This is a genomic window from Winogradskya humida (assembly GCF_016862215.1).
Taxonomy (GTDB): Bacteria; Actinomycetota; Actinomycetes; order Mycobacteriales; family Micromonosporaceae; genus Actinoplanes; species Actinoplanes humidus.
The window spans coordinates 1-25493 of the sequence record NZ_BOMN01000067.1 but is presented as its reverse complement, the minus strand read 5'-3'; the positions used below and the strand labels follow the sequence as shown (position 1 = coordinate 25493).

Genomic DNA, 25493 nt, shown 5'->3' with positions numbered 1-25493 from the left:
CGGAAGAAGTCATGTGAATCAGCCCGGTACGCCACCCCCACCACCGGCGACCACCCCGCCTGAACCTGTTCAGCCATCCATGGTTTCGACGGGCTGGCCGGTGATGGTGGCAATCAGGTCGAAGTCATTGTCGACGGCGAGAACAGTCAGCGACGCCTTCTCCGCCATCGCCGCGATCAGCAGGTCGGGTATTGACGGGGCGCGGTGCTGGCCACGGTCTGCCAGGAGCATCTGCACCTGGAAGGCCCTGTCCTCGATAGCAGGAGTCAGGTACTCGATCGGCATCAAGGACAACGGCGGGAGGGCAAACTGTCGGCGACCGGCATCACCGGAGCGCGCCGAGTAACCGAGCTCGAGCCGGGTGATCGTGGAAAGCCGGACCAGCCCGCGGCTGATTCGTGTGTTCCACAGATCACGATTTTCCGCTTGCCCGAGTTGGAGCCTTACATACGCGGACTTATCGATCAGCCATCTGGTCACCGCCACGCTGAGTCCATCACCGTCGGGTCGGCCAGGTCGGCAAACACGTCTGCAGATCGTTGCCAATCCTCGGCGGTGACCGCCCGTACACCGGCAGGGCCGGAGCCCTCCTCCAGCTTGCGGCGCAGGTATTCATTGCGTGACAACCCAAGGTTGGCGGCGGCGGCGTCAATATGGTCTACGGCATCCTGGCTCAGATCGCGAATGAGGATGTTGGGCATCGGGCACCTCGCAAGACGTATGTGATATCACGATATCACCGTGCCCGCTCAGGCTGTCGAACTACGTGACCACGGCCTCATCCGCGCGGGAGCGTGAAGCCGTCAGTTCACCGCGCGGAGGCCGCGCTCCTGGAAGATGAGGGAGCGCAAGGCGTTCTCGGCGGCCGAGTCCGCGGGGGTGATGACGGACAGGCGCTGGTCGGAGCCGTCCTGGACGGCCAGGACGTCGTAGCGCACGGTCATGACCCCGGCGATCGGGTGCAGGACGCGTTTGGTGCCGTTCGTACGTTCCTGGACGGTCTGGTCGTCCCACCAGGCGGCGAAATCGGTGCTCGACCGGCGTAGGTCGCTGATCAGGGCCTTGAGCCGGGGATCGTCCGGGTGCCGGGCCAGGTTGGCGCGCAGGTTGCCGACGTGCTCGCGGGCGATGCGGGTCCAGTCCAGCTGGAAGTCGCGGGCGCCCGGGTTGAGGAAGAGGGGCTCCGCCGTGTTGGCCCCGACAGCGATGCCGGTTCCGAGGACCGCTACCGCGGCTGCGTTGTGCGCGAGGACGTCGAATCGGAAGTCCAGGATCCAGGCCGGGGTGGTCGGCATGCTGTGCAGCAGCATCTGCAACGACTCGCTGGCCGGCGCCGGGACATGCCGGGACGGCGGGGCCTCACCCCGGGCGATCAGGTGCAGATGGTGTCGTTCGGCCTCGGACAGCTTCAAGGCCTGGGCCACCGCATCCAGAACGGCAGTTCCGGGTACGCCGACCCGGCCCTGTTCCAGCCGGATGTACCAGTCGATGCTGACAGCGGCGAGCTGCGCGACCTCCTGGCGCCGTAAACCGGGCGTCCGGCGCCTGCTCATCTCCGGCAGCCCGACGTCTTCCGGGTGCACGCGGGCGCGCATCGCCCGCAGGAACGCGGACAGCTCGGGCCGGTTCGTGGCTCTGGGCGCTGGCATTGTCCCAGTTTGCTACGGCGGCGCGCCGTGCGTCGACCGTTGAAGGTGGCACTCCGGGCACCAGGATGCGGAGGATCTCCCTCACCGTCGTCGCAGGTCGCAGGCTGTTGACCATGACTACTGCCACCAACGACCCGTTTGCCCGTCTCCCGCAGGTCCCGGCCTTCGAGGTCAAGAGCGCCGCGGCCAACGACGGCCACCCGCTGCCCCTTGCCCAGATGTCCGGCGCGTTCGGCATCCCCGGCGGCCAGGACATCTCCCCCGACCTGACCTGGTCCGGCGCCCCCGAAGGCACCAAGAGCTACGCGGTGACGGTCTACGACCCCGACGCCCCCACGATGTCGGGCTTCTGGCACTGGGCCGTCGCCGACATCCCGGCCACCGTGACCACCTTGCCCGCAGGAGCCGAGCTTCCGGCCGGCGCCATCCAGCTCAAGAACGACGCCGGCCTTCCGCAGTTCATCGGCGCCGCCCCGCCCGCCGGCCACGGCCCGCACCGCTACTTCATCACCGTGCACGCCCTCGACGTCGAGAACATCGGCGTCCCCGCCGAGGGCACCCCGGCCTTCCTCGGCTTCACCATCGCCAGCCACATCCTCGCCCGCGCCACCATCGTGGCCACGGCCGAAACCCCCGCCGCCTGATCTCGTGCCGGTCCGGTTTCCTGGGGAAACCGGACCGGTCCTCAGCCCACTCGCCAGAGGTCAGCGCCGTTTCAGCGCCGCGTCATCGCGTCCATGCACGGTGGACGGACTATTCGTGTGCGGAAGACGGAAGGCGAACCATGAGATGGCGAAAAGTCCTGACAGGATTCGCGATGGCGATGTGTGCGGCGGTCGCGGCAGAGACGATCACCGCCGGTCCGGCCTGGGCGGACCAGGAGCCGACATCGGTGGCGCTGACCCCGCAGAGCGGCACCGCATATCTCGGCTACGAGGACCAGGACCAGATGCGGGTCGACGTCGCCGGCGGTGACGGGCTCGGCTTTTTCGGCGTACGTCTCGGGTCGACCTGGCTGTGCACCGGCTCGGTCGTGAATCACACGGGAACCTGCTCGATGCCCGCCTCCCAGCTGGCCGTCGGCACCTACCAGATCTTCGCGTACTACGGCGGCAACGAGAATTCCGCCCAGGCTGCTTCCGGCCTACTGACTCTCACCGTGGCCAAGCAAACGAGCAGCACGTCCCTGACGGTGCTCGACCCCAACGGCTCAACCGTGACGAACGACCCGATGCTCGTCTTCGGCAACGAACAGGGCTACTCGTTCACCGGCACAGCCTGGGCCTCCCATGTCGGCACTCCGACCGGGACGGTGACCATCACGGACACCACAGCTTCCGGATCGTTCACCATCTGCACCACCACCCTGGACCGCACCGGATCGGGCGGCTCCTGCTTCCTGGGTGCGACCACCCTGCCGGTCGGCAGCAGCCAGCTCACCGCGGTCTACAACGGCGACAGCAACTTCTTCAGCTCCTCCGTCCAGCGGACGATCACCGTGCTGGCCGTGCAACCCACGACCACGACCCTGACGTTGTCCGCCCCCTCGGTGCCCTACGACGCCGAGCAGACCGAGATCTTCACCGCCAGGGTCACGCCCGCTGCCGGCGGCACCCCGACCGGCAGGGTCACGATCAGGACGGGTACGACGACCATCTGCACGATCACCCTCTCCGCCGGCACAGGCACCTGCAGAACAACAACCGGCAACCTGCTCCGCCCCGGAACCTACCCGTTGACCGCCACCTACAGCGGTGACGCCACCAACACCACCTCCACCGACACCTCCCAGACCCTGATCGTGGCGAAGGAACCAACCACCACCACCCTGACCATGTCAGCGGACACGATCGCCGTCGGAGCCGAGGACGCCGAGGTCTTCACCGTCGAAATCACCCCCGCCACCACCGGCACCCCCACCGGCAACGTCACCGTGAAGGCCGGAGCCGTCGCCATCTGCACCATCCCGCTCGCCAACAACGTCGGCTGCTCCCCGAAACCCAGCCTCTTCAGAGTCGGCACCTACCAGATCACCGCCACCTACAACGGCGACAGCACCTACACCCCCTCCACCTCCACCCCGTCCCAAACCCTCACCGTCGTCGAACTCCTCCACAAACGCCCCAACATCTGACGCCCACCAACCCAGGTCCTCGCGCCCTGGAAAGGGCGCGAGGACTCCGCCGCATAATGCCTGGGTGGAAGCTGCCGCACTGCCTTCGCGATTCGCCGAGGTGCATCGCCGCATACCCAGTTCCTGGCAGGAGCTGCGCGGCCCAGCGGCGGGGGTTGTGCATCTGCCCAACCGGTTGTGCTGGTCCGGTCCTGCCGATTTCGACGTCACCGACGCCGGGCAGCGACTCACCCTCTACACCACACTGCTCGACTGCGGGCAGCTCGGTGATGTCGTCGAGCACATCAACCCGGACCTGCTGGAGCAGGACTGGCCGAAGATCCGCCGGCTGACTGCCCGCCAGCTCGTCCATTTGTGGGAGCAGCGGCTGCTGCCACTGGCCATGACCTGACGACCATCGTCGGGCCCTTCTTGTAGAAGGACGCCAAATAATCGGGCGGCGGCGAGATAGCGACCGCGAAGGGGGCAAGTGCTGAAGGCATGCCACACGAAGTGCCCGACCCGCTTGTTGCAGCGCTGATTGCGCGGCGGCGGTTGCGGCTGGCGGACGGACCGCAGCGGGCGCCGATCGAGGGTGCCGGGGCGGAGCTGACGTCTTGAGGGGGCGCGGATCTATCCCTCGGTGATTGAGCTGGAGGCGGGTCTCTGCGCGAATATGCCGGCGCTGGTGCTCGGTGGCGGCAAATTCTGACTTCCGGCCGCGGGTTGTTCTGTTTCATCGGTGCGCGGCCCGCCACGGATTGGCAGCCCGCGGAGGTTCGGCGGGACAAAGATGGATTTCTCGTGACCGATGTCGGCGTCAAGGCGGAACGGATACGGCTGCCGGACCGACCGACCGGCCGCCGCTGCCACCTGCATGAGTAGTATTCATGCCGTTTGCCGCGGCACGTGCGTCCGGCTCCAGATACTGAGAGGCGGCATCGTACGGTGGCTCAGCTGCACTATCGGCACGCGGCGATGAACAGTGGCAAGAGCACGATGGTGCTGCAGTACCGGCATACGTACGCTGCCTGCGGGCGTAACGGGCTGCTGATGACCCGGTTGGACCGCGCGGGTACGGGGATAGTGTCGTCGCGGATCGGGCTGGCGGCGGATGCGCTGGAGATCGGGGCTGAGACCGACCTTACCGACCTGGTGCTGGATCGGCCCGGCAAGCGGGTTGACCACGTGATTGTCGACGAGGCGCAGTTCCTGTCGCCGGAGCAGGTCGATCAGCTTGCCGCGCTGGTGGACAACTATGACATCGATGTGTTCACGTTCGGGCTGCTGTCGGACTTCCGGGGGCTTCAGTTTCCCGGGTCGGCGCGGCTGGTGGTGCTCGCCGATATCGTCGAGGCGTTGCAGGTCTATCCGATGTGCTGGTGCGGGCAGCCGGCCCGGATGAACGCCCGCGTCGTCGACGGGGAGATGGTCCGGGACGGCGACACCGTCGTGGTGGGGGACACCGACACGGGCGTGGGCTACGTCGTGCTGTGCCGGCGTCATCACCGGGCCGGTCAGCCGTATTCTCCGGCGCTGGCCAAGGCCGCCTGACGGCAGGGGGAGTCAGACTTTGCGGTAACGCGACTGCACGATCGAGAACAATCCGTACGCCGCGAAGCCCAGCGCGACAAGTGCCAGGAGCCACGGACCGTACGCCTGTCCGGCCAGCGCATTCAGAGCGGCGTCCAGCCCGCGCGCCTTGTCCGGGTCGTAGCGGATCGCTGCCACCACGAAAAGCAGTCCGGCTATCGCGTAGGAACCGCCCTTGGCGGCGTACCCGATGATGCCGAGACGCTGCGTGAGCCTGCGAATGTGGGCGCTCATCTCCCGCAGCTTGAGGTGTTTCTCGAATTTTTTCGTGATTCCGAAAATGACCAGCCCGATCCCGATGGCGGCGATCGCGACCCCGGCCAGCGCCACAACGAAACGGCCGCCACCCGAGGTCATCAGATCCTCGCTGGCCTGCTGCTGCATGTCGGCGCTGGACTTGTCCTTGCCGCGCAGCACCTTGATGCCGGACCAGCTCAGATAGCTGTAGAAGGCCGCGCGACCGGCGGAGATGATCCGTTCCTGACCGACCACAACCTCGAGCAACTGCCAGATCACCATGGCGATCAGCCCGACGACGATCAGCCCGATCAGAACTGTCCCAAACGGTTTCCCGGCGAGCCGGTGCAGAGCGCCGGACTGGTCGCCGTCGGTGCCCGCGCCACTGAACGCGATCCGGACGATCAGCCACGCGAAAAGCAGATGGATCACGCCGTACCCCACGAGCCCGCCGCGGGTCAGATGTTCCAGCCAGGTGCTGTCAGCACCACGGGAAACCGCACCGCGGGCCCGGGAGGGAAAAGAAGGCATACCCCTGTTTTGACCGTACGCCGCCCGCGCGAAACCTCACCCGAACGCCACCCGCGCATCGTAGGAGAGTCCCGCGTTAGGCTGGTGGTGGGCCGCTACTGGCGTAGGTGGATCACCACCGGGGAACCGGCCGTGTTGTTCGTGTTGGCGCCGACCGCCTGGGCGCTTCCGGAGCAGACGTTTCTGCGATCGGAGGCACCATGCAACTGCGTTACGGCCTGAATCCGCACCAGGGCCCATCAACGGCGACGCCGATCGACCCGGCCCGCGAGCCCTTCCGCTTCCTGCACGGCAACCCGTCCTACATCAACGTGCTGGACGCCGCAGCATCGTGGCAACTCGTCAAGGAAGCCGCGAATGCCCTGGGCCGCCCCGCCGCGGCTTCCTTCAAACACGTCTCACCGGCCGGAGCGGCGACGGCCGGGCCGATCGATGCCGTCATGGCGGCGACCCACGGGCTGGATCCGGCGGCGACCGGCGCGGTGACCAGCGCTTATGTCCGGGCTCGGGACGCTGACCCGAAAAGTTCCTACGGCGACTTCATCGCTGTTTCCGGGCCTGTCGACGCGGAGCTCGCCGATCTGCTGCGCCGGGTGGTCTCGGACGGCATCGTTGCGCCGGGCTACGAGCCGGGAGTCATGGCCACGCTGTCGAAGAAGAAGGGCGGCCGCTTCCTCGTCGTGCAGGCCGATCCGGACTTCCAACCCCCACAGACAGAGACCCGCGAGGTGTACGGGCTGAGCCTCACCCAGCCCCGCGACGCCCTCGCCCTGACCCGTGACCTGGTGTCCGACCCTCGACTCCCGGCCCGCGCCGTGGACGATCTGCTCCTCGGGCTCATCGTCGTCAAGCACACCCAGTCGAACTCCGTGGCGTACCTGCGCGATGGGATGACCCTGGGCATCGGCGCCGGCCAGCAGTCACGGGTGGACTGCACCCAGGTCGCCGGTGCGAAGGTCGACACCTGGTGGCTCCGGCGCGATCCGGGCGTGCTGGACGGCGTCGCATTCGTATCCGACGGCGCGCTGCCGTTCGCCGACAACGTCGAGGAAGCTGCACGGCACGGTGTCCGGTATATCGCTGAGCCCGGTGGCTCGATCCGGTCCGCTGAGGTGCTCGCCGAGTGTCAGCGGACCGGCATTACTTTGGTACGTACGGGAGTTCGCCTGTTCCGGCATTGACGCGTGCGGTCAGCGGCGGACCTTTACCGTGGCGCTGGTGGAACGGCCGTCCACGTAGCCGGCGCGGACGGCGATCACGGTGACCGTGAGTTTCTTGTCGCGCATGGTGGACTTCAGTTTCAGGGTTTTGCCCGTAGCGCCCTTGATGAGTGTGCCGTTGAGGCGCCATTCGTATTTGTAGGACGTGGGCTTCGGCGACCATGTGCCGGGCGTTGCGGTGACCGTTCGGGCGGCTTTGGGCGTACCCGTAATCTTGGGCTTTGTGGTGGCCTTGGCGGCAGGGCCCTTGGCCACGGCAGGGGTCGCGGCCGAAACCGTGCTGGTGGTGGTGTTGCCGGATCGGGAAGCGGTCACCGTGACGGTGAGCCGCTTGCCCAGCTGCGAAGCAGGGATCGTGTACGACGAGCCGGTCGCGCCCGCGATGGCAGTCCCGTTGGACTTCCACTGATACTTCACCGACGTCGCCGCCGGCGTCCAGGTGCCGGCCGTGGCGGTGAGTTTGGCGCCGACCTTGGCGCTGCCGGTGATCGCGGGTGCTTTTGTGACGCGCAGGGCGGGCGGCGGGTCGATGATGATCGTGTAACGGCCGGCGAGCTCGCCCGTGGCGGCCGAGTGCAGGACGATGTCAGCCAGGCCGGCTTTTGCGCTGGTCAGGTCGGCGGTGAACGTCAGCGTGGTCAGGTCCGCGGAGACCGACGTGATCCTCGTGGGTGCCGATGAACCACCGGGCAGCTGGACGGTGATCTTGTCCTGCGCGGTCAGTTCCGTGCCGGCCAGGGTGATCGTCCGGGGCGCGCCGGCCTGGACCGCGTGCGGGCTGAACGAGGTGAGGGTGCCGGTGCGCGGCGCCACGGTGAAGGTGTGAACGGCCGTGAGTTCCGAGCGGGTGCCGTCCGCGGTGAGGCTGCGGACCGACAGGGAGTACGAGCCCATGGCGGGCGGCGTCCAGGCGAGTGTCCCCGTACCGTCCGGATCAGTAGGCAGGGTGGTCGGGGAGCCGCCGAAGCTGTACTCGTACGCGGTGGTGCCGCCGAGCCGCGGGCTGAAGGTGAACGTTCCAGGGGCTAGGCGGGCGGCGCCGTCCAGCGGGAATTCCGCGGAGGTGACGATCGGGCGGTCCGAGGCCGTCCACGTCCGGACGCGGCTCCCGGTGCGTGCCCCGCTCGCGTTGACGGCGTGGATGACGACGCTGTGCTGGCCGCGCTTGGAAACCGTGTACTGCAAGGAGGCGCTGCCGTCCGGTCCGGCGCTCACGACCTGCTGGGTCGACGGGGTGTTGTCGAGGACCGCGGTGTATTCCGTGACGCCCGGCATCGGGGACAGGGCCCGGAACGTCATCGGCATGTTGAGGCCGTAGCCGCCGCTCTGGGTGATGACGGGGTCGGCGCCGTTGACCGAGAGGTAGGGGTAGCGGGGCTCGGACAGGGTGCCGTCGGCGGTGCGGCTCCGGACGGACAGGGTGCGGATGTCCGGGTGCGGGATCATCCAGGTGTAGTCGGCGGTGCCGTCGGCACGGGCGGGGACGGTGAATTCGGTCAGACCCTCGGCCTGGAACACGTACGCCGTGACGCCCGGCCGCCGGGGCGCCAGGTGATAGGTCAGCGTCGCACCGACCAGCACCGGCTCGTCCTCCGCGGTCATGCCACCGGTGACCAGGGGGCCGTTGTCGACGCGGAACTCGTACGCGGTCGTCCCGGAGCGGGTGCCGTCACGCTCGACGCCCAGCACGGACAGGGTCTGCCATCCGGGGCGGGCCGGGGCGATGACCGCCGTTCCCCAGCCGGTCGCGTCGGCCGGGGTCGTCCCGGACGGGCCGTCGCCGTCGATCGACCAGACAAACGATTCCGTGTCGTCGTCCCGGGACGAGAACCTGAATTCGCCGGGTACGCCGACATTGAACTTGAGGTCCGTCTCGCCCCGGCCGTAGTCGGCGAAAACCGAGGGGCCGACGACGTCCGCGTCGGCGACACCCGGGGCGAAGTAAATGCCCAAACTGACGATCGATGCCGTTACCAGCCCTATTACCCGCGTACGCCGCACGAATTGCCCCCGCAACTTGATCTACAGTCGCAAAAGGATCGCACACGCCGAATCGCCCGCGCGGGGTGCGCGGGCGATCGAACGTCGGGGGCGTCAGCGGTTCTTGGTGCCGACCTTGGCGTCGATGCCGGAGACGGTGGCGCCGACGGTGGTCTCGGTGCCGGTGAGGCCGACGGTCGCGCCGACGGGCAGCTTCGACAGCGAGGCGTTGACGCCGTTGACCTTGACGCTGGCCTTCGGGTCGACGTTCAGCTTCACCGCGGTGGCGGGCGAGCCGGTGTTCACCGTGACCGTGCCGTTCGCGGCGTCGACCGCGGCGACGGTGCCGGAGAGGGTCAGCGCCCAGCGGGACAGGGCGGTCAGGGACTTGGCGGAGTACGTGCCGGTGGTGACCGTACCGACGACCAGGATCGGAGCCTTGGCCGGCAGCGCGGAGAGCGCGACCGTCCTGCCGTCGAGAGTGATCATGGCCTTGGCGGCGACCGGGATGACGTCGGTGGCGCCCTTGCCGTCCAGCGAGACCCGCTTGACCGAGACGGTGCCGGCGGCCGGGTTGACCGAGACGACGGTGCCGGCGGCGGCGAACGGCCAGGCGGTGGTCGCGTCGACCTTCGTGGCCACGGTGGTGCCGTTGGTGACGTTGCCGGAGAGCTTGACCTGGGCGCCGACCGGCAGCTTCGCCAGCTTGGCGGTGTCTCCGTCGACGGCAACATTCGCGGTGGGCGCCACGGTGACGGTGGTGTTGCTGCCACTCACGCCGGCGACCGTGACGGTGCCCTTCGCGGCGTTCAGGGCGGCGAGGGTCCCCGCGAGGTTGAAGGTACTGGCCGGAGCGCTGGCCGCCGCCTTCACGGCGGTGCTGGTCGCTGCCATGGCGGGGCCGGCGGTGGCCAGCCCGGTCAGGGCGATTCCGGCAACGGCGGTGATTACGGCGGCACGGTGACGCAGGCGCATGGGTCGAGCTCCTCAGGGGGTCTTCGGCGGTGGCGACCCTAGCAATCGGTAGTTATTTGGCTACCTAGAGTATTCCTGAGGTGTGATCCGGGTCCGATCCGGTTGTCAGGCCTTCGTTCGTTGCCGGACCCCGGTTCGGTGTCAGGCCTTCGGGAACGCTGCGCGCAGGGCGGCCTGTCGGGTGACGACGGCGGCCACGATGACCGGGATCATGCAGACGGCCTGCATGGCGGCGTACCAGGACGGGCAGACCCCGGGGATCAGGTCGACGGCGATGATCGCGATCGGCAGGATCATGGTCACCGCGCGGATCCGGTCGAAGGCCCTGGCGGAGCCCCGGGAAGCGGCGAGGGTCACCTGGTAGAGAACCACGGCGATGATCGGCAGCAGAATGCTGCGAACCCACATGAAGGTGTTCACGGTGTGCCCCGTGCCCGCCATCGCGATGGTGGCCGCCAGGGCGATCCCACTGAGCGCGGTGTACGCCTTGAAGCAGGTCGCAACCACCCCGAGTGCATCCTGCGCGGCGGTGGGGGCGGCGGTGGCGGCGGTGGCGGTGGCGGCGTGCGTCATGTTTTCCATGCTGATGACGCTACGGAGCGCGGCGAACGGGCGGAATCGGTGTAGACGGAGGGTTCAGTGGGCCTAGCCCCACCCTCCGCACCGCCGCCATGAGCAACCGCCAGAACGCCTCCACCTCGATCCCCACGGCAACGTCCGCGTTTGCGACGGCCCCGCTCCGGCCATGAAGATCAACAACAGTCGCACCCTTGGTGTACGCCCCGACGAGCTCAACGGCGACCGGCACCGCGACGGTCACGATGATCGACGGGTCGATGACACACGCGACGGCGATCGGATCGTGCACCGGGGGATGCTCGAACCCGAACACCCGGCGGTAGGTGCTCGCGAAGAACGTCATCAGGTCCGCGCAGATGACGCCCAGCCGGGTGCCCATCCCGCGGAACTCCTCGATGATCTGCGTGGTCGCCAGCGCCTGATGCGTGACGTTCAGCCCGATCATCGTCACCGGCAGCCCCGACCGCAGCACGATGTCGGCGGCCTCGGGATCGGTGACGATGTTGAACTCGCCGTAGGGCGTGGTGTTGCCCCGATCGGTCGAGCCGCCCATGAAGACGACGCGGCGAACGTACGGTAAGACCTCGGGGTGCCTGCGCAGCAGCAGAGCAACATTTGTCAGCGGCCCGGTGGCGATCAGGGTGACCGGCTCCCCGTAGCCCAGAATGAGCCGCCGCATCAGCTCGACCCCGTGCACGCCCGCGGCCTCGCCCACCGGCACATCGAGATCGGGCCCATCCAGCCCGGACTCACCGTGGATGTCCCCGGCCACGGTGAGCTCCCCGACCAACGGCCGATCACAGCCGGCAGCCACCGGAACATCGATCGCACCGGCGAGCGCGAGAATCTTCAGCGCGTTCGAGGTCGTCTTGGCGAGCGTCTGATTACCGGCCACGGTGGTGACCCCGAGCAGCCGCAACCGCGGATCACCCACAGCGAGCAGCAACGCCAGCGCATCATCATGCCCCGGATCGCAGTCGATGATCACCGGCACCGCAGCGACGTCTCCCATCCCCCGACGATAGATGCCGCTTCCTCGTCGGAGCTGCTAACGTCGGATCCGGCGTGGCCCACGCCGAACCTCCTGTGACCGCCCCCGCTGCGCGGTCCTCGACGGAGGCAAAGGGACTCTCGTCTCGGGTTACTGTCCTGGCTCGTTCGTCTCGGACGTCCTGATCGCGCGGGGGATCGACGTGCGGGACAGCGGAGGCCCCATGACAGCCAACAGGAACTACGCCCGGCCCTGGCGCAGAGTCGCCCGCGGCGGCCTGTACGCCCGGTACCAGGCCCCCGACGATCCTCGGAGCCTCAACCGAGCCGAGCTCTGATGCCGTCACGCCGTCGCCAGCACGAGGGTTTCGAGCACGTCGGTGCCGCGGGTACGGCGCTGGATCAGGCAGGTGGCCGCGGCCAGGTGACGCAGGTCGGCGGCCATCTCCCGGCGCCCGCCCGCCACCGCCTCGGCGGCCAGCACCAGAGCCGGCAGGCGCACCCTGGTCGCCGTCTCCGCGGTCAGGGTTGCTCGTCTCTCCAGCATCGGAACGGCCGCCGCCCGTAGGCCGTGGAGAACGGAGTTGGCCCATTCCGGTGCACTGGAACGCCGGCCGACCGGATCCAGGATGACCTGGAGCCGGCCGGTCAGGCGTCCCAGGTCCACGGTTGCCGGCTCGGGATCGCCGCCGGTCGCCAGGCGCAGCAGCGCGGTCACGAAGAGGGTGGCGTCGTCCTTCTCGTCGCCGACGGGCCGGGGTTTCAGCATGTCGGTGACCACTTTGCCCAGGGCATCGCCGGTGACTTGGGGGTGCCGGTCCTTGTCCACGGCGAGACACCGTTCCAGCAGGGATGCCGGTGGCCCGGGCTGGGAGTGCGACTTGTCGCCGTACTGCTGGCGGGCGCGGTGCACCTGACGCTGGATCGTGATGGCGACGGGCAGCACCTGGTCGACCCCGAGGTCCCTGTTCCAATCCTGCGCGATGGCGACGTCGCGGCCCAGCGAGGCGGCCCGGGTGAGGCTGTGGACGACCTCGTCGATCGGGAAGCGGCCGAGGACCCGGCCCACCACCGCGGCGTCGTCCCCGTGGATCGACTGCAGATGCTGCAGGGCGCGATCGATCTTCGTGGTCTCCCGGCGGGCGCGGGCCAGATGCCCACGCAGGTCCTCCAGCGCCGGCGAATTCTCCAGGCCGGCGGCGTCCTGCCCGGACCGCAGCGACGCCATGCCCCGCGCGATCTCCCGGGCAGCGTCACGGATCGGCCGCCCGGCCGGGTCCAGGCGCCCGGCCGCCCCCACCGCGGTGAGCGTCAGGAGCCGGGGGAGCAGACCGGAACCTCGCAGGTCCGCGACGAGAGCAGCCAGGAGTACACCCGGGGTCACGACGTTCGCGGGCTCGACCCCGGGGGCGCACCACACCGATGGTGGCTCATCGCGCCCGCCCGTGTGCCATGCCCTGCGGACGGTGTTGCTCAACAGCTGCGACGCCGGCCCGCCGCCCGTGGCCAGCGCGTCGAGCTCGGCGGCGGTGGGCAGCCGGTAGAGCACGCCGGTGCCCTGTGGCACCGGGCCGCCCACCCCGGCCACCCGGTTGATCCAGCGTACGAAGGCGACGGCATCGCTGCTCCACATCCCCCGCGCCGGTGCCGCCGATGACCGGGGCGTCCCGGCATCCGGAGCGGGCGTCCCGGTGTCCTGACGGAACAGCCAGTAGAGATCGGCGCCGACGGCTTCCGGGCAGACCCGGGTGCCGTCCTGGCCGGCGGGCACGAGCAGGCGCCGATGCCGGCTGGCCAGCACTCCGGCCACCAGCCGCCGGCTCTCCGGGCTCGCCTGCGGGGCGAAGGCCTCCCGCAGCACCCCGGTGAGCCGCTCGCGCAGTTCGGGAGCGAGCTCCGCCCCGATCTCGTCGCATTCGAAGGCGAGTGAGAGCGCGGTGGGCGTCCCGGACCTCAGCGCGGCCTCGACGATCGGGTCGGCGTCGGCCCCGGCGAGGTAGAGCAGCGTCGTCTCGCGCCACCAGGGGTCGTCCACCGCGGTCACCAGGACCTGTTCCAGGCCGTGCTCCTGGATGTAGCGGGCGGCGAGATACTCCTGGAAAGTCAGGTGCGCGAACTCGTACTGATCGCGCTCGCGCTCGACGAGCAGCCCGTTGGACCCGATGTCGTTGACGAACTCCTCCGGAGTGATCGTGGCGGACACCCGCTGCAACCGGGGCCGGACGCCGTCGAGCAGAACCCGCCTCGTGACGTCCCGGGTGCCCTTGCGCATCATCTCGAACGCCAGCCAGGCGAGGATGCGCTGCTTGCTGATCCCGGGCAGGTCCAGCTCCATCCGCTTCGCCTCCTGCCGGCGCCACAGCATCACCTCGCACACCTCGCCGTACAGATCGGCACGGCTGTTCGGCAGCGACCGGCGGAACCGGTGCACGTTCGCGATCATCGTCAGCAGCAGCGGGTTGATGGTCAGGTCGTAGAGCGCCGGAGCCGTCGCCAGCCGGTCGAGCAGGTCGTCGGCCGCCTCCCGGGCGAGCATCTCGACGTCGCGGCCGGTGGTCCCGGTCGCGCGTTCCTCCACCGCCCGGTACCACGTGTGCAGGAACTGGCGTACCTGATCCGGGGTGAACGAGAGGATCTGCAGGGTCGTCGCCGAAGCCACGTACGCGTCCCGGTAGCCGTGCGGCCGCGACGTCACGACGAAGTCGTTGCGCGGGTGAAGCGCGATCCGCTCGTTCACCCAGGCCACTATGTCGCGGCGCTGATCGGCGTTGGCCACCTCGTCCAGCCCGTCCAGCAGCACGACGCACCTGCCCCGGGCGAGCTGATGGTCCCACCACCCGGCGGGCTCGGACTCGGTCAGCGTCGGCAGCGCGCGGCGAACGAGCTCCGCCAGGGAGATGCCGGGTTCGGCGGCCACGGTGGCGGCGTGGTCGCGCAGCTGCAGCACCACCGGGATGCCGCGGCGACGCTCGTGGACCGAGCGGGCCGTGACCCGGGCGACATGGTTGAGCAGGGTCGTCTTCCCGCTGCCCGGGGCACCGATGACCGCCAGGACGACGGGCTGCTCGTGATCGAGGAAGTCCCGGATGGAACGCCGCTGGGCGTCATCGGCGGGCGCGGGCCCGACCAGACCCGGATGCACCTGCCGCGGCGCCCGCGCGGCGAGTCCGACGTCGACGAACACCTCGTCCATCTCGGGACTGAACATGCCGACGGTGGCGAGCCCCTTGGCGTCGAGGAACCGGCGGGAGTCCATGACCCACTGCGCGTACACCTTGCCGTAGCGGCTCAGCCGCCGCCGGACCAGCCGGTCGAAGGCCGTCGCCCACTCCCCGAGATGCTGATCGACCGACTGGGACGCGATCCGCCAGAACAACCAGCCGGCCGCCACCACCCCCAGCCACGCGGCCGCGACGAGCAGCGCGACCCCCGGGCTCCGCTCGACCAGGGCCCGCCACCCGGCAACCAGCGGCGCCGCGAAGAGCACAAGCAGCGTGAGAACCGTGCGCCAGGCCTTCTCCACGGCCACCACCGCCTCGCCCGCCGACCGACGACCCCCATTATCTCGACGCCATCAGCCGGACCCAACCGCCGATCCGGGGGATTGCCAGCCCTCGTACGCCCGAATCTCCGCAAGCCACTGCATCCCCAGCCGCCGCCCATCCGGAAGCTGATCCTCCCGATCCCAGCGCCACGTCGTGATCATCGCCAGCACCAGAACCCGGCACTCCTTCAGAAGCCCCCGATCGACACCCGGATAACGCTCGCCGACCTCCTCGGGCGCATGGGCCAGATCAAATTCGACAGGCCCACGGCAACACGTCTCAAGATCGATGAACAGCAACCCACCCTTCGATTTCAGTACGTTCCCCGGGTGCGGTTCGCCGTGCAAAAGCTGATCGGTTCCGCGGACGGGCCGCCGCAGCACGGAGTCGAGGAGCTGCCGGTCGGCCTCGGCGAGTTCCGGCGTGAGGTCACGGTTTTCCACGAGGTGCTGCGCCTGCGCGACGCGATCGGTGAAGTGCGGTGTGCGTACCTCAATCGTGCGCATTGCTCTGTGCAGTTCGTGAAGCGCATCGGCGTAATCGGCTGGTGCGATCTCGTCACCGGTGACGGTTTCGTGGAAGGTCCAGAACGTGACCGCGTACCCGGTCCGCTCGTAGACCCGTGGCTCAACCCGGGGATCAAGAGCCGCAATCGGACTCCCGGCCTCCGTCAGTCGTTGCGCGACGTCAATTTCAAACTGCGCGATCCCGTCCTGTACGGGTGCCACGCGGGCCAAGACGTCACAGGGCAGCAGCCGCAGACTCGCCTTGTTCGAATTCTGAAGAACAACCGCGTCGTCAGCAGCCAGACCGAGATCTGCCGCTATCGACAGCGCCGCACCGGTTGCCTTCGGAAGATCCGCCGCTCGCATCGAACTCTACGCAGCCAGCCCGGCGGCGATCAGAAGACGCCGCCAACTGTCCACGTAGTCGCCGGTCTTTCGGTGGCGCTGCTCCGCGACCTCCGGGCTGAGGACCACTTCGACGAGTCGGGGGTACTGGTCGCCGAGTACGTACCGGTCGAGGAATGTCATGAGATCGGGGGCGAGAACCTCGACCTCCACGTTATCGGCGTCGGGGTTCTTGTAGAGGAAAACGTAGTCCTCGGGGTCGATGTAATAGACGTGACCGTCGGCGAGGCTCATCCGGATGGGCGCGCCGCCGTACCCCATCGTGTCCTCGCCGGATTCATCCTCGCCGGATTCATCTTCACCCGGCAGGAATTCGGGGTTGCTGAAGATTTCGGCGCCGACCACCAGCGCCTCACCCAGGGCGAAGTTGTCCGAGGTACGCTCCCGCCATGCGGTCGGCGTGCGGATGGAGCTCGGCGGCTTGAACAGCAGATAGTTCCCTTCCAGCCGGTCGGACAGGCTGAACACCTCGGTGGTGCCCGCAGGCAGCGCCGGGATGGGAGCGAGCTCGACGCCGGGCCCGATGACGGTGCCGAACCGTCGTTGGGTTTCGACCGACCGAAGCAGATCGAGCTTTTCCCGCAGCGTCGCGATAGTCGTCACCTGATCACCCTAGAACGCGGGCAGGGTGGCACAGCTGAATGCCGTACCACCCTGGTCTGCTTCGGTCAGATCTGCTTCGGTCAGGCGGTGAACCGGGCACGGCGGCGGGTGGCGACGAGGCCGAGGATGCCGATGAGCAGGGCGCCTGCGCCGATTGAGGCGATCAGGCCGACCGGGGAGCCGGTGATCGGCAGGGTGCCGCCGCCGCCCTCGCCGCCGGTGTCGCCGCCTGCGACGGGCGGGGTGGTCGTGGGAGTGGCGGTGGGAGCGGACAATGACGGCGACGGAGACGGCGACAGGCCGGCCAGGATGGTGACCTTGCCCTCGGCGAGGTTGTCGCTGAAGTCCGGGTCCGAGGCGGGCACCCGCGCGGCCGCGGCCACGGCGGGCAGCTCGACGAGCTTGAGCGGGGCGCCGCTGTCGTGCGGGTAGTCGCTCATGATGCCGAGATCATCGATGTCGTCGAGAGTCCAGACCGCGGCGGCGTACGAATCCTGGCCGGGCTTGGCGTCCTTGCGGACCCCCAGGACAGTGCCGTCGACCACGTACGTCTTACCGGGCTCGAGCGTCGTCTCGAAGCGGCAGAACGTCTCGACGTCGTTGTTCAGGTGGTAGCAGTTGTCGAAGCTGCCACGCCGGGTGAGGGGACCCCCACCGCCGATGCGCAGGGCAACGCCGGGAATCGCGTTGGTGCCCCGATTGGTGATCCGGACGCCGAGGGGCACCAGCTCACCGGGCTTGGCCTCGACCGTCGCAGGGGCATCGCTGATCGCCAGGTCGACCTGCTCCGCAACGGTCACCGCCGGGGCGGCGACGAGGGGCTCGATCCCCTTCGCGGTGAGGGTGACCTTGAGCTTGCCGGTGCTGCCGGGCGCCGTACCGGGCTTCGCCGTGACCAGCATGGTGGGCTGGGCGTCATCGTCCGCGCTGCCGATCGAACCCAGATCGCAGGTGGTGACCGTGCCCGCCGTGGTGCACTCCGGGGTGGCGCCCGGCGCGATGGTGGCCAGCGCGGTCACGGAGGTGATGTCCGTGGTGTCGATCGCGACCTGGACATCCTCGATGAAGAAGCCCTCCTGCATGTCCGGCACCCGGAGGCGGATCGGGAACTGCTTCCCACCCTCGGTGGTGATGCCGTCCTTGATGGTGAGCGTCAAATCCTGCGGAGCGGCATGGGCGGCGGTGGGAAGTGCGATCGCAGCACCGATGATCACTGCGCCTAACAGAACATTGCGAATTCGGGACACGTACATGAAATCCTCCCCCGGGATCAATGGACGCCGGAGAGTATCCTCCCCGCCGCTGGATGTCCACGGTGCTCGGTGATAGGACAATCCGGCTGTGGTGAAGGTTTCGGGTGCGGGAATGATCTAATGCGCCGGTGCTGACATCGACGGGGGTTTGTCCTCAGTGTTCCGGAGTGCTGGTTACGGTGGGCGATCGACCCTCGTGGTGTGGTGCCTGTGAGTGGAATTTGGACGCTTTCGTGGGTGGCGATGGCGGGTGGTTCGGGCGGCGGATGGTGCTGCTCGACCGGCGGGCCGGGTTCCGGGGTGACCGGGTGCTGGCGGGGCGCGATGAGCGGGCTGTCGGGCGGCGGGTTACGGCTGGGCGGGTGGTTCTGCTAGGCGTCTCGATGCTGCTCGGGGCCGGGGTGCTCGCCCTGGCACTGGCGGGGGTCTGGCTGATTGTCACCGGGCGATTGCTGCCGCCGATCGCCGCCGGGGCTGCTCTTCTCGGGTTGGCCTGGGTGTTGCGGCCCCGGCTCGGCAGTCGCAAGGACGCGGTTGCCGGTGGGTGGGTGCTCGATGCCGGCAGTGCGCCGGTGCTGCGGGGGCTCGTCGACCGGGCCGCCGAGAAGACCGGGGCTCCCCGGCCGGATCTGCTGGTGGTGGACACCGAGTTCAACGCTTGGGCCGCTGTGGTCGGGTTTCGGCGGACGAAGGTGCTGGCGCTGGGGTTGCCGATGATTCTCGCCCTCACCGAGCAGCAGTTGGTCGCGGTGATCGGGCATGAGCTCGGGCATCTGGCGTATCAGGACGGGTTCCGGCGGCTTCTCGAGCAGCCCGCGCGGACGGTGTTCGGCGCGCTCTCGCGGATTGTCGCGCCGCCCCGGGGTGACGGTGTCGACAAGGATCTTTCCGGCCTGTTGCTGATGGCGTTCACCGCGTGGCAGGTGATCGCCGGGATGGTGTCGTTCGTGTTGTTCAGCGCCCATCTGGGGATGTTCCTGCTGGCCGCCGGGGAGGATCGCCGGGCGGAGGTCCGGGCCGATTCGATGGCGGTCCGGGCGGGCGGGTCACGTGCCACGCTGGAGATGCTCGACGCGTTGGTGCTGATGCCGGGGCTCACCGATCTGCTGCACCCGCGGGTTGCGCACGGCGAGGCCGCGCAGCGGTGGCGGGCACTGCTCGCCGACACGCAGGCGCGCCGGGCGGAGTTCCTGCCGGTGCTGCGTCAACTGTCCATGCGGGAGGATGCGTCGTTGCTGGCCCGGCATCCGTCGTCGGGGCGCCGGCGGCAGTGGGTGAGCAACCAGCCGTACGTGGATCCCGCTGTTGTCGTCACCCCGATGGAGGCCGAATGCCTGCAGGCGGAGCTGGCACCGCTGGCCGAGCAGCTCGCCCAGCAGATGCGCCGCGACTGACCCGGGTCACACGGGGGTGCGCAGAGAGCGCAGGGTAGCGACGGCGTGGGTGGTGGTCAGGGCCCAGAGGATGAGCAGGGGCTGAAAGAGCAGGCGGACCGCGCGGGCGGTGTCGGTGTTCAGGCCGAATGCGTCGCGGTGCTCGGTCAGCTGGGCGATGTTGCCGGGGAGGACCGCGAGGAAGAACAGCGCCACCACCGCTCCGGTGAGACCCCGGAGCGGTTGCCGCCAGGCGGCCAGCAGGGCCAGGCCGAGGGCGATCTCGACGACTCCGGACGCGATGACGACGAAACCCGGGTTGAGGGGAAGCCACGGTGGCACCTGGGCCTGGAACTCGTCGCGGGCGACCGTCAGATGGGTCGTGCCCGCGACGAGAAGGAAAGCACCCAGGGCCACTTGACCGATCACACGCAGCATCCGGGGGATTCTTCCAGGTCCTGGGTTCAGCCGGCGTAGGTCTCGTACTCGGCGACCTTGGGGGTGGCGCTCGCGGTGAGGATGCGGAACGTGAGCTTGGTCAGGGACGTCGCGGGGAACGTGATGGTGCCCGCTCCGGTGCCGGAGGCGAGGACGGCTCCGCTGCCGTAGTTGATGACCTGCCACGATCCGATGGTGCCCGCGGAGCCGGACGCCTCGCGGATGACGGCCCGCGAGACCGTGGTCGCCGTACCCCACTTGATCGAGATGTCTCCGGTCGTGCCCACCGGTGACCAGTAGGTGGTGAGGCTGGCGTCGCGGACGTCGCCGTAGCCCGTACCCGTTGCCTTGCTGGAACCGTCGGAGCCGGCGCCGATACTCAGGTTTGTCCCTGACGACGGCGGCGGGGTGGTGGGTACAGGGGTCGTCGGAGTGGGGGTGGGAGTGGTGGGTGCGGAGGTTGTCGGCTGCGCTGTCGAGCAACTGCCGTTGGAGACCTGCAGGCCGTTGTTGGCGCCGGCTGTCAGGCTGACGATCGAGGGTACGCAGCTAGCGGCGTCGAGCGTGTACGCGTACGGAATGCTCACCGTGGTGTTGGAAACCGGGTTGGGCCCCGCGGGATTGTTGTCGGTCCCGGGGCTGGACCACGTCACGTTGTCGAAGATGTTGCCGCTGACCTGCCAGAACCCGGCCTCGGACGTGTAGAACGTGCCCAGGACGTCCTTGGAGTCCTCGAAGTAGTTGTTGTCCACCTTGGCGCTCGCGCCGGCCCGGGAGTTGATGCCGGACTCGTTGAGGCTCACGTAATAGTTGTTGTAGATGTGCGCGATTCCGCCGCGCAACAACGGCGTACGCGAATCGATGTTCTGATAAAGGTTGTGGTGGAACGTGACGTAGCCGTTCGTGCGGTCGCTCTCACTGGAGCCGATCAGGCCGCCGCGTCCGGAATTGCGCAGAGTGCTGTAGGACAACGTCACGTACTGCACATTGGCCTTCATGTCGAACAGGCCGTCGTATCCTTCCGACTCGCCGCCCGACGCTTCCAGGTTGACGTGGTCGACCCAGACGTTGCGCACATCGGACTCCATGCCGATGGCGTCGCCGCCGTTCGACGTGGGGGAGCCCGACTTCTTGACGTTCCGTACGGTCACGTTCTGAATGATGATGTTGCTGGATTCCCGGATGTGGATCCCCAGCTGGTCGAAGACCGCGCCGCTGCCGACCCCGATGATCGTGACGTTGCTGATCTGCTTGAGCTCGATCACGTCGGCGGCGGTGTTGCAGCTGGCGCCCGATACCTTCGTGGTGTTGCCGTGGTTGATGGTGCCGCTGACCTCGATGATGATCGGGGTGCTGCTGCTGGCCCGGCCGCACAGCGCGGTGTGGATCGCGGTGCCGGTGGTGGCCCGCACGGTGGCGCCGCCCGCGCCGCCGGTCGTGCCGCCGTTGCGGGTCGCGAAGCCGGTGACGGTGCCGGTCGCGGCGTCCGCCCCGGAGATCGGAAGGGCGACGCCGATTGCCGCCGTGGTGATGGCGGCGAGCCCCATCAATAGCGCTGTTCTTCTCATTATCGTCCCACCTTCAAATATGACACCAATAGACGAAGTTAAATGTGAGTACGCCCCGGGTGTCAACGATTTTGATGTGCAGGAAGTTTGCAGCGGTCGCCGTTCCCACCGGCAGCCGGCCGCCGGCGCCCGTCTGCCGGTGCCCGTCCGCGATGTCGAAGGGCGAGTTGTACGTTGTCGGTGACGGTCTCGACCGGGACTCACTCTGGCTCACGTTTCTCGATTCCTTCCCCGCCGGCACCAATCCGCGGTTCCGTGAGCGGTCCGAGTACGACTGCTCGACCTGCCGCGGGTTCATCAAGAACTTCGGTAACGTCGTCGAGATCCACAACGGACAGATCCGCACCGTCTGGTCCGGGGTTTCCGGGTCCGACCCGGTCTTCTCCGTCGTCGCCGCCGCGATCTGGAGGTCGTCAAGCACGTCATCGCCATCCGCCTCGCGGAAGACCAGGTGGCGAAGGCAGCGGCGGCCAATTAGCTCGAGAAGGAGAAGCTGCTGGCCGTCCTGGGCCGCAAGCAGGACGCGGTCCTGGAGAACCTGACCGAGGCAGAGCTGATGGCCCGGATCAACAACCTGTGACCCGGTGATCGGGGCCTGTCCTGTCGATCACTGGCAGGACAGGCCCCTCGGTGTACCGGTTTCTACTTCGTGACCGTGACGGTGGTGCTGGTCGCCTTGCCGTCCTCGTAGCCTGCCCGGACCGCGATCGCCGTCACGGCGATCTTCTTGCCCTGCATCGCGGTCGTGAGCTTCAGCGACGCCGTGGTAGCGAGCAGCGTGCCGCCCGTCCGCCACTCGTAGCGGTACGACGTGGGCGTCGGCTTCCACGTTCCGGTCGACGAATTCAGCGTGCTGCCGACCTTCGCCGTACCGGTGATCTTCGGTAGAGCCGTGTTCACCGCGGCGGGGCCTTTGGCGATCACAGCCGTGGCGGCGGACTTTTCCGTCACCGGAAGGTAACCGGTCTTGGTCGCGGTGACCGAGACCGAGAGCATCTTGCCGAGGTCGGCCGGCTTGACCACGTAGGACGAGGCGGTCGCCCCGCTGATCGCCGTGCCGCCGGCAGCCCACTGGTACGTGTAGGCCGAGGCAGCCGGCGTGTACGTGCCGGTCGACGACTTCAGCGTCGAGCCGACCGCCGCCGTGCCGGTGATCACGGGCGCGGTCACCACCTTGAGCGGCGTCGACTGGTTGGCGACGGTGAACGCGTTCGCCAGCGTGACCGGCGAGTTGTAGCCGTCGGCCTGCACGTCCAGCGAGGCCGCTCCGAGGGCTGCCCCGGTCAGGTCGTACTCGGCGGTCAGCGTCTTACGGTCGGCCGAGATCCCGGTGATCGTGCCGCTCACGTAGCTGCCGTCAGACGTGTGCACCGCGGTGTAGTTAGCCTTTTGGAAGCCGGAGCCGGTGACCGTGAGCGTGCGCACCCCACCGGGGGTGACCGTGCCGGGCGATACCGATGTCACGGTCACCGGGTCGGCCGCGACGGTGAAGCTGTAGTAGGTCTCCGACGATCTGGTGCCGTTCGAGGTCTTGCTCGTCACGTGCAGCGAGTAGGACCCCGAGGTTTCCGGCGTCCACGGCGCGGTGGTGGCGGTGCCGTCCGCGCCGACCGGCACCTCGACCTGGAACCGGTCGGTACCGTCGATCGAATAGACGAATGCGGTCGCCCCGGCCTGCTGCGCCTTGAACGTGAAGGTGCCCGCCGTCATATGGCCGGAGCCGCTCGCCGGGAAGTCGGCTGAGGTGACCGCCGGCCCGTCGGTGACGGACCAGCTCGTGCTGCCCTCGTCGGTGTGCACTCCGGCGGCGTTGCGGGCGATGACCGTGACGTAGGTGTACTGCGCCTTGGTGGGCGTGAACTTGAACGTCGCGGTACCGTCCGCCGCCGCGGGCACGATCTGCTTGGTCGCGTCGTCGCGGTTGAGAACCGCCTCGTACTCCTTGACGTTCGTCATCTCGGTGCGCACGGTGATCGTCGCGGTGCTGCCGACGACCGTGCCACCGGTGCGATTCACCGTGGGCGCGGCACCCCAGACACTGATCGGCAGCCAGCGCGCCTCCGACAACGTACCGTCGGCGCTGCGGGCCTGCACCCGGACGCCGTTCGTGTTCTCGGTGGTGTTGTCGGCCAACCAGGTCAGGTCGGCTGCCCCGGCCCCGTCGGCCGGGATCGTGACCTTCGCGGACTCGTGCGAGCTGCTGTCCTCGTTCCAGTAGACGTACGCCGTGACGTCGTCCGTCCTCGGCGCGAGGTGGAACTTCAGCGAGGAGCCGATGATGACGCTCTTGTTGATGTCCCCGGTGACCTGCGGCGCGTTGTCCACGTAGAACCGGTAGGCCCGCTCCGGGTGCGGCGCACCGTCACGGGCGACACTGCGTACATAGAGCGTCTGATAGCTGGCCTTGACCGGGGCGATCATCACCGCGGCATTGCCCTCGGAATCGGCGTCGGCCGTGCCGGAGGGGCCATCCTGGTCGATGTGCCACACGAACGACGTCGTGTCCGGGACGTTCGAGTCGAAGTCGAACTCGCCGGGCACCCCGACGTTGTACTTCAGGTCGCCGTAGCCAGCGCTTTCCTGGTAGGCCGCGGAGAAGACCGAGGGCCGGGTCTCGCGTACGTAGAACGTGTAGTCCTGCCGCTCCGAGTAGTTCCCGGCGCGGTCGATCGCATAAACCGTCAGCGAGTTGTAACCGGCAGCGCGCGGCGCCCAACTGATCGTCACCGGCCCGCCGAGCCGAGGCGCCGCGATGGTCTGCTTCGGCTCAGAGGTGTTGTCGGCGTAGAAGTCATACTGATAGCTGACCGCGTCGTCGTCAGCCGGGGTGAACGTGAACGAGCCCGCCGTGCCGATCTCGCCGTTCGAGTTATCCCAATCGCCTGGCGGATACTCCGCGGACGTTACGGCCGGCGCCGCCCCGCCGCTGCGGTCGACCGTGTAATAGCAGGTGTCGCTCCACGGTGACGACGCCTCGCCGTCCACCAGCCGCACCTTCCAGCCATACGTGACACCATCCAGCTGCCGCGACGGATCCTCGAGCTGGACGAGCAGGTGCCCGTCTGTCGCCCCACCGCGGTCGCTCCAGTCCTGTGGCTCGTCCGGCGTGGTCACGTCCCACACCTGGAAGTCGGCGGTGGAGTCGTCGCTCCAGACCGAGGCATCGTATTCGCCACGGAGCAGGACGGCCTGGGCGTCGTTGAGCCGGGAGGGGCTCAGGTAAGGCCCGGGCGCCGTGGTGACGCACGCCTGACCGGCCGTGGTGAGCTCGGTCGGACTGCCCGCGGCGGCGAAGGCCGGCGCGCCGAGGCCCACCACCGCTCCACACCCGAGCGTCGAAGCCAGTATCAGCGCAGATATTCGCTTATGGACACGCACGCGTTCCCCCGTGATGGTCTGTGGGCCTCAGACGGACCCGAACGCGGAGCAGTTTCGCATAGACCTACGACAGTTCGGGACTACAGAGGCTTGTGGTTGTCGACTTTCGCCCCCGCCCGTTGGACGCTCTTAGCTATCGTCGTCGATGGATTGACCAAAGGGGGAGCAGGGTGCAGGAACCGTTGTCTCCGTGGTGGGCCGAGGTGCACGACGTCGCCCAGCTGCTGGTCTCCCAGCTCGACGCAGTGGTCACCCACGCCGCCCGGGTCGGGGTCTACACCCCGCCGCCCGGATCACCGCCGCCGCGCCGCCGCCGGCAGCCCGGCTCCCTGCGCCACCTCGCCGAGGTGATCCGCAGCCACCGTCTGGCTCCCGGCCTGTCCGTCGACAAGGACGACGTGGCCGCCGTCCTCGCCGGCGACCTGCGGCACCTCACCAATGCGGCTCTGGTGGTCGCGGTAGCCCGGGCCGGGCACCTGATCGCCGGCGAGCGCCTGGACGACCTCGGCGCACGCCGGCTCGTGGTCGCCAGCACGCACGTCTCGGCGCTGGTCGAC

The 25493-nt window shown here is 68.4% G+C and carries 22 protein-coding genes, 1 pseudogene and 1 riboswitch; of the genes and pseudogenes, 8 read left to right on the top strand and 15 right to left on the bottom strand.

Annotated elements, in window-relative coordinates:
- Positions 1-69: 69 nt before the first annotated feature.
- The 3 genes from Ahu01nite_RS26165 to Ahu01nite_RS26155 form a co-directional block, all read right to left on the bottom strand.
- Positions 70-486 carry a PIN domain nuclease gene (locus Ahu01nite_RS26165; RefSeq protein ID WP_203839278.1) on the bottom strand — a complete coding sequence of 139 codons (417 nt, stop codon included), beginning with the start codon at positions 484-486 and terminating at the stop codon, positions 70-72.
- A complete protein-coding gene (vapB, locus tag Ahu01nite_RS26160; RefSeq protein ID WP_203839277.1) occupies positions 477-701 on the bottom strand; it encodes a type II toxin-antitoxin system VapB family antitoxin in 225 nt (74 codons plus the stop codon). Before vapB ends, Ahu01nite_RS26165 begins: the two co-directional genes overlap by 10 nt.
- A 102-nt stretch (positions 702-803) precedes the next feature.
- Entirely contained in the window at positions 804-1649 is an 846-nt protein-coding gene (locus Ahu01nite_RS26155) for a helix-turn-helix transcriptional regulator (RefSeq protein ID WP_203839276.1), read from the bottom strand.
- A gap of 113 nt (positions 1650-1762) precedes the next feature.
- Between Ahu01nite_RS26155 and Ahu01nite_RS26150 the strand changes: the two genes are divergently transcribed.
- From Ahu01nite_RS26150 to Ahu01nite_RS26135, 4 genes are all read left to right on the top strand, one after another.
- Positions 1763-2293, top strand: coding sequence for a YbhB/YbcL family Raf kinase inhibitor-like protein (locus Ahu01nite_RS26150; protein WP_203839275.1), 531 nt, complete (start codon positions 1763-1765; stop codon positions 2291-2293).
- Positions 2294-2433: 140 nt separating this feature from the next.
- Complete coding sequence (locus Ahu01nite_RS26145; protein WP_203839274.1) at positions 2434-3783, top strand: Ig-like domain-containing protein; 1350 nt, start codon at positions 2434-2436, stop codon at positions 3781-3783.
- Positions 3784-3847: 64 nt separating this feature from the next.
- Positions 3848-4174, top strand: coding sequence for a hypothetical protein (locus Ahu01nite_RS26140; RefSeq protein ID WP_203839273.1), 327 nt, complete (start codon positions 3848-3850; stop codon positions 4172-4174).
- Positions 4175-4710: 536 nt separating this feature from the next.
- Positions 4711-5316, top strand: coding sequence for a thymidine kinase (locus Ahu01nite_RS26135; protein WP_244876518.1), 606 nt, complete (start codon positions 4711-4713; stop codon positions 5314-5316).
- Between the two features lie 12 nt (positions 5317-5328).
- Here Ahu01nite_RS26135 and Ahu01nite_RS26130 read toward each other — a convergent pair whose 3' ends face one another.
- Positions 5329-6123 (bottom strand): DUF1206 domain-containing protein, encoded by a 795-nt coding sequence (locus tag Ahu01nite_RS26130; RefSeq protein WP_203839272.1) that lies wholly within the window; start codon positions 6121-6123, stop codon positions 5329-5331.
- A gap of 84 nt (positions 6124-6207) precedes the next feature.
- Positions 6208-6294, top strand: a riboswitch (ZMP/ZTP riboswitch).
- A 29-nt stretch (positions 6295-6323) separates the two neighbouring features.
- On the opposite strand from Ahu01nite_RS26130, the gene Ahu01nite_RS26125 reads away from it, so the two are divergent.
- Entirely contained in the window at positions 6324-7304 is a 981-nt protein-coding gene (locus Ahu01nite_RS26125) for a hypothetical protein (protein WP_203839271.1), read from the top strand.
- Positions 7305-7313: 9 nt separating this feature from the next.
- Here Ahu01nite_RS26125 and Ahu01nite_RS26120 read toward each other — a convergent pair whose 3' ends face one another.
- From Ahu01nite_RS26120 to Ahu01nite_RS26085, 8 genes are all read right to left on the bottom strand, one after another.
- Entirely contained in the window at positions 7314-9296 is a 1983-nt protein-coding gene (locus Ahu01nite_RS26120; protein WP_203839270.1) for a hypothetical protein, read from the bottom strand.
- A gap of 141 nt (positions 9297-9437) precedes the next feature.
- A complete protein-coding gene (locus Ahu01nite_RS26115) occupies positions 9438-10298 on the bottom strand; it encodes a hypothetical protein (RefSeq protein ID WP_203839269.1) in 861 nt (286 codons plus the stop codon).
- Positions 10299-10439: 141 nt separating this feature from the next.
- Positions 10440-10880, bottom strand: a complete 441-nt coding sequence (locus Ahu01nite_RS26110) for a hypothetical protein (RefSeq protein WP_203839268.1) — start codon at positions 10878-10880, stop codon at positions 10440-10442.
- Positions 10881-10890: 10 nt separating this feature from the next.
- Positions 10891-11889, bottom strand: coding sequence for a nucleoside hydrolase (locus Ahu01nite_RS26105; RefSeq protein WP_239159140.1), 999 nt, complete (start codon positions 11887-11889; stop codon positions 10891-10893).
- Positions 11890-12210: 321 nt separating this feature from the next.
- Complete coding sequence (locus tag Ahu01nite_RS26100) at positions 12211-15390, bottom strand: NACHT domain-containing protein (RefSeq protein WP_203839267.1); 3180 nt, start codon at positions 15388-15390, stop codon at positions 12211-12213.
- Between the two features lie 51 nt (positions 15391-15441).
- Positions 15442-16284 carry a phosphotransferase gene (locus Ahu01nite_RS26095; protein WP_203839266.1) on the bottom strand — a complete coding sequence of 281 codons (843 nt, stop codon included), beginning with the start codon at positions 16282-16284 and terminating at the stop codon, positions 15442-15444.
- 6 nt (positions 16285-16290) lie between these two features.
- Complete coding sequence (locus Ahu01nite_RS26090) at positions 16291-16926, bottom strand: hypothetical protein (RefSeq protein ID WP_203839265.1); 636 nt, start codon at positions 16924-16926, stop codon at positions 16291-16293.
- A gap of 80 nt (positions 16927-17006) precedes the next feature.
- A complete protein-coding gene (locus tag Ahu01nite_RS26085; RefSeq protein ID WP_203839264.1) occupies positions 17007-18140 on the bottom strand; it encodes a hypothetical protein in 1134 nt (377 codons plus the stop codon).
- Positions 18141-18400: 260 nt separating this feature from the next.
- Here Ahu01nite_RS26085 and Ahu01nite_RS26080 point away from each other — a divergent pair, with 260 nt between their 5' ends.
- Complete coding sequence (locus tag Ahu01nite_RS26080) at positions 18401-19573, top strand: M48 family metalloprotease (RefSeq protein ID WP_203839263.1); 1173 nt, start codon at positions 18401-18403, stop codon at positions 19571-19573.
- A gap of 6 nt (positions 19574-19579) precedes the next feature.
- Here the strand turns inward: Ahu01nite_RS26080 and Ahu01nite_RS26075 are convergent, their stop codons facing one another.
- Positions 19580-19990 (bottom strand): DoxX family protein, encoded by a 411-nt coding sequence (locus tag Ahu01nite_RS26075; protein WP_239159139.1) that lies wholly within the window; start codon positions 19988-19990, stop codon positions 19580-19582.
- A gap of 26 nt (positions 19991-20016) precedes the next feature.
- Positions 20017-21558: a pectate lyase family protein gene (locus Ahu01nite_RS26070; RefSeq protein ID WP_203839262.1), complete on the bottom strand. Its 1542-nt coding sequence runs from the start codon at positions 21556-21558 to the stop codon at positions 20017-20019.
- Positions 21559-21710: 152 nt separating this feature from the next.
- Here Ahu01nite_RS26070 and Ahu01nite_RS26065 point away from each other — a divergent pair.
- Positions 21711-21962 (top strand): annotated as a pseudogene (locus tag Ahu01nite_RS26065) (DUF8224 domain-containing phage-derived protein); the annotation flags it as partial.
- A gap of 238 nt (positions 21963-22200) precedes the next feature.
- Here the strand turns inward: Ahu01nite_RS26065 and Ahu01nite_RS26060 are convergent.
- Positions 22201-24873 (bottom strand): hypothetical protein, encoded by a 2673-nt coding sequence (locus Ahu01nite_RS26060; RefSeq protein ID WP_203839261.1) that lies wholly within the window; start codon positions 24871-24873, stop codon positions 22201-22203.
- 233 nt (positions 24874-25106) lie between these two features.
- On the opposite strand from Ahu01nite_RS26060, the gene Ahu01nite_RS26055 reads away from it, so the two are divergent.
- Positions 25107-25493: hypothetical protein (locus tag Ahu01nite_RS26055; protein ID WP_203839260.1), on the top strand; the 387-nt coding region annotated here is incomplete at its 3' end.